Consider the following 4968-nt stretch of genomic DNA (forward strand, 5'->3'; position numbering starts at 1 on the left):
CCAATTTGGGGACGTTGGGGGCAAGTAATGGCGATCGCTCTTTATCCCTACCTCAAACCCACCGGTAAGGGAGCCTTTCATAAAGTGGCTTTTTGTCTGCCTTGGGACTGTGGGGGAGTAATTTGGGGGTTAATCGCCCTATTTGGTGGTCTAAGGTGGGGAATAATCGCCATTAGTGCCGGAATCGCCCTCGCTCTGCTTACTGGTTACTGGTTATATCGTCGTCTTCGGGGTCATACCGGCGATACCTACGGTGCGGTGGTGGAGTGGACAGAGGCTCTATTCTTGGTTTTTTTGACAATAATTAGCTAATTTTTGCCCTCCACAGCCCGTAAACGGGTTAATTTCAGGGTAAATTTTCCCCCACCGGTTTCTCCGAAAGCTCTCACCCGAATAATATATTTACCCGACTCGGTAATCCGTGCAAAGAGGAGAGCATTAGTGCCACCATCGGGACCATCATCATTTTCCGCTACAGTGGAACCATCGTCAGCCAGGAGAATTAAAACTCCATCAAAGTTTTCCGATTTGAGATCGATGGCCACCTGATCATCCTTGTCCAAATCCACGGTATAATCCCTAGCAAACCCTCCCTCCCCCGTGGGAATATCTTTGTCGGTGAGAGTATCGTTAATTTCTTTGTTGAGGATGAGGGGGACGGGATTATAGATTTTTTCTGCTCGCACCGGTAAAGATTGACCGCTTAACCAGAATAAAGTGAGCAAGACGCATAAACTAGAATAGCGACCAGTCAAAGGGAATCTTGTCATAGGGGCAGATGTTCGTTTTCTCAATCTCCCTATTCTACAAAAAACTGATAACTATCAGCAGTTCGACAAAATTAAATTCAGACTCCGGAAAGGGGGAACGCTGGAACTGCGGAACTGCGGAAGGGAAAAATATGTGTAATTAATTTTGCTTAGGTAGTTATTCCTTGTTGGCAAAACAAATAAAAAAATCCCCCTTGAAGCGAGGGAGCAAGAGGGGAGATAAAACCCGTTTAAGGTAATTAATAAAATCATTAAGTAGGTAGGTGTTAAAAGTTGTCAGACACCCCCCTTGATAAGGGGGGCAGGGGGGATCAAACCTAAAATCCATTTTTAATTTAATTATAACCAGCTACTTAATTGACAATCTTTAAAAGAGATTGATTGAAAAAAGAACTAGAAGTTAAAAACTTAAAGAGGGTCTTTCCATGGGCAAAGAAGCTAAAGATTGAGTGATATGATAGGCTTGACCGCGATAGGTAAAGGCTACCTGTTTCTGAATGGTTTGAACGACACCAAGGTTTTTTAAATAGGGAACACCACGATAGCCTAAAATCATCGGACTGGAAACAACGGTGGCAGTGGGGTTTTTCTCGTAAGCAATGCCGCGATAGGTTAATTTCATAGGTGTCTCTGGAGATAATTAGTGAGTTAGTCTTATCTCCATCTGCGGCGAAATTAATTCCAGAAAAGCTCAACTTTTGGCTCTCTTGGGTTCGGTGGGTAAAATGTATTCTAAGATACAGTCCTGCTGGCGAGCAAGCGGAAGGAACCACAGAGACACAGAGGACACAAAGATTGATCGCTCTTATATAAGTTAAACTTATCACACAAAGAATTAGAGATCTCAACTTTTTTCTGGTTAAATATCCTACCAAGAAGACCCACGATAGCGCATTTCTCGACGCAGAGCATAACGACGGGCAAAATTGGGAACATCGCCCCGATGACCTAATAAAATGACCGTATCGCCTTGCTGTAGAATGGTGGAATGGTCGGGATGGGTGATGACACGACCATCAAATTGACGGACAGCAACGATAATAAAAGCACCCTGTCCCCGCACTTCCATCTGACTGATGGGTTGTCCCAAAAAAGGCGAATCGCTTAAAATTGAGTATTCTTCAAATTGCAGGTCGATATCGGCTAATAATTCGTTGAGATTGCGCCTACCTTCATCTTCCTGTAAAAAATCGATTGCGGCCGGATGGGTGATTAAATGGGCCATTCTCTCTGCTCCAATGGTAGCAGGTAAGACCACTTGATCGGCCCCGGCTAGTTTTAATTTTTTCTCGGTGCTGGGATATTCTCCCCTAGCGATAATGTATAGTTGCGGACTGAGTTCCCTTGCGGTTAAAGTGATAAAGACATTTAAGGCATCATCGGGTAACACCGTCGCTAAAACTCGCGCTTTGTCGATACCGGCTTTCTGGAGAATACTTTCATCGGTGGCGTTACCATTAAGAGTTAAGTAGCCTTTTTCCTGAGCTAATCCAATGCGATCGGGGTTATTATCGACGATAATAAAGGATTGGGCTGTTTTTGCCAATTTAGTCGTTAGAATGCGTCCTATACGCCCAAAACCGCAGATTATGACGTGATTTTCTAGGGATTCCATCTCTTTATTCATCTGGCGATCGCTAAAAGCTTTGTTAATTTCTCCCTCGGTGAGCATCTGAAAAAAACCTCCCACCACATAAACGGCCGAGGTGGTCCCACAGACGATAACTAACATGGTAAAAGCTCTCAGACTGGGAGTGTTAATCGGTTTAACTTCCCCGAAACCTACCCCAAATATGGTGATAATCACCATATAAACGGCATCGAGAAAGCTCCAACCGTAGGCCATATAACCGATAGTTGCTCCGACTACCGTAGCGAGAAAAAAACTCGCACCGATGATGATCCTTTTCAGTGAACTTTGCATCGATTTCTGTTAACTGACAATCTAGCTATCAGCTTACAACTGTTTACTGTTTACTGATCACTGTTTACTGATCACTGTTTACTGTTTCACCGCGTTTTAATAAAGCTTGTCTTGCTTGTTTTTCATCTAACCAGTATTTCGGTAAAGCATACCGATGGGTGAAATGTAATATATAGCAATTCCCATAGTTGTGAGGTACAGAGTCTTAGGTTTTGAGGAGTCAGGAGTCAGGAGTTAAGATTTTGGTGTACCTCATGAGATTGGGAAACGCTATAGATATTTCTACATAATCCTCTCAGATTTGCCTGAGAAAATAACATTTCTCCCAGTTGCTTGGTTCCGATGAGGGAATTTACCGAGATGATCTTAAAATCAATGTTCGGCAGCAACTAAAGCAAGAAATAAACTTTGATCTAATGTCCGAGGGAGGGATGGGATTTTCTTACCTCTTTTTTCTCCTCCTGTCTCCGAATCTCCTCACCTAACGGAAGATTTTTTATTTTTGCAGGAGAGCTTTTTAACTGGCTGTTAACTTAGTCATAACTTGGATACTGTATAATCCCTATGTCAAGTATCCGTAATAAAATTTAACCTAATCAAGGTCTGAACATCAGTTTTGACTTTATTAATGAAAATATGAGTATTTCTCGCCGTAATTTCCTCACCTTTTTAACTGCCACTGCTGGTGTCTCTTTTTTCAGTCTGCAAGAGAAAAAATATTCCTCTCTGATTAGCAGTCCTGCGATCGCTGCTAATAGTTTCGGCTTCAACTTTGCCCCAGTCAAACTGCCGATTCCCTTAAAAATTGACGGCATGAGCGATGAAAGCCAAAAAAGTGCCTATCAAACCTATAAAGTCCTAGATGATCTCGTTCTTCCGCAAGGATTCACCTATGATGTGCTGGCACAGTGGGGGGATAAAGTGGGTGATTCCCGTTTCGGTTATAACAATGATTATCTATCTTTTATCGAAACCAGTGCGGGTCAAGGTTATCTAACCGTTAATTTTGAATATATCAGTGGTCGTACTTGGCTACAAACCTTTGAACAAGTGATTGGTAAAACCCTACCCGTCAAGGAAGTACGGGAAAAAACGAATGAAAAGGGTGAAATTGCCGCCTATCGCCTGCAAGATGCCAGCTTAAAGGCAAAAATCGAGGAAATATCCCTAGAAGGCTTAATTGATCAGGGAATTGGCGTAATTTCCCTGGCTAAAGATCAAACGGGAAAATGGCAACGTACCTATAGTAAAGCCGATCGCCGCATTACCGGTATTTCTGGACTAAAGGACGGTCACTACCTGAAAGCGACCGGTCCTGCTGTAGCAATTTTTACCAAAACCGATAAACTTGGCTACGATGACGGATTAGGGGCAAAAATTATCGGAACATTTCAAAATTGCGCCGGGGGAACAACTCCCTGGGGAACCGTATTTAGTGCCGAGGAGAACTTTCAAGACCAAGTGACCGAGGTAGTGTTAAAAGATGGTTCCTCTTTGCATCCCGATACTACCCCCTTTATTCTCAATAGTGGGGAAGTGGATGGCCGGGGTAACGTCTTTGGGTTAGCGGGAAATAAATACGGTTGGATGGTGGAGGTGGATCCGGCCAATCCCGATGATTACGGCACAAAACACACTTGGTTAGGGCGTTTTCGCCATGAAGCGGTCGCTTTTCTCGCTCGGACGGGGCAACCCTTGGCGGTTTATTCAGGATGCGATCGCAGAGGCGGTCATGTCTATAAATTCGTTTCCGAGGGCAAAATTAGCGATATTAAGCAGAAAAATAACTCAAAACTCCTAGAAAAAGGAATGCTCTACGGGGCCAAATTCAACCCCGATAAAACCGGTTATTGGATACCCTTAAATCCCGACACGGAGATAAATCCCGTCCTACCGAGTCAAATTGCCGCTAGTCGCGGGGATGGGGTGGTAGCCTTGCCGAATCCCGAAAGAACGGTCAATGATACTAAATTACTGCTATTTAAGGACGATGAGGAGATTCTAGCCTACAAAGCTAAATATAAGACCCTCGCAGACCTGTATGAAGGTAATAGGACGGAAAAACAGGGGGCAATTCTCATCGATGCTCATTTTGCAGCTAACGCCGTTGGGGTCACTTGTACTGGTCGCCCGGAAGATACGGAAGTGGACGAGAATGGCACTTTATATATAACCTTTACCTCTGGTAGTCCCAGTGAAGCGGAGGGAGGGGCCGATAAGGAGATATTTAAGGGACCAAATGGCGAAATCCCCTACGAATTTGGTTGGATTATC

General features: G+C 43.9%; 5 protein-coding genes. 2 read left to right on the top strand and 3 right to left on the bottom strand.

Features of this window, described 5'->3' with window-relative positions:
- A partial coding sequence (locus PX481_RS07870) for an adenosylcobinamide-GDP ribazoletransferase (RefSeq protein WP_288094239.1) occupies positions 1-312 on the top strand: 312 nt, incomplete at its 5' end.
- Here PX481_RS07870 and PX481_RS07875 read toward each other — a convergent pair.
- The 3 genes from PX481_RS07875 to PX481_RS07885 form a co-directional block, all read right to left on the bottom strand.
- The gene (locus PX481_RS07875; protein ID WP_002786024.1) at positions 309-770 is read right to left on the bottom strand and encodes a PPC domain-containing protein; all 462 of its coding nucleotides are present in this window, start codon (positions 768-770) and stop codon (positions 309-311) included. The genes PX481_RS07870 and PX481_RS07875 overlap by 4 nt on opposite strands.
- Positions 771-1170: 400 nt before the next feature.
- Positions 1171-1392: a DUF4278 domain-containing protein gene (locus tag PX481_RS07880; protein WP_288094241.1), complete on the bottom strand. Its 222-nt coding sequence runs from the start codon at positions 1390-1392 to the stop codon at positions 1171-1173.
- Positions 1393-1638: 246 nt separating this feature from the next.
- Positions 1639-2694 (bottom strand): potassium channel family protein, encoded by a 1056-nt coding sequence (locus tag PX481_RS07885; protein ID WP_288027600.1) that lies wholly within the window; start codon positions 2692-2694, stop codon positions 1639-1641.
- A gap of 636 nt (positions 2695-3330) precedes the next feature.
- Between PX481_RS07885 and PX481_RS07890 the strand changes: the two genes are divergently transcribed.
- Positions 3331-4968: PhoX family protein (locus PX481_RS07890; protein ID WP_288094243.1), on the top strand; the 1638-nt coding region annotated here is incomplete at its 3' end.

Source organism: Microcystis sp. M53603_WE2, from assembly GCF_030065435.1.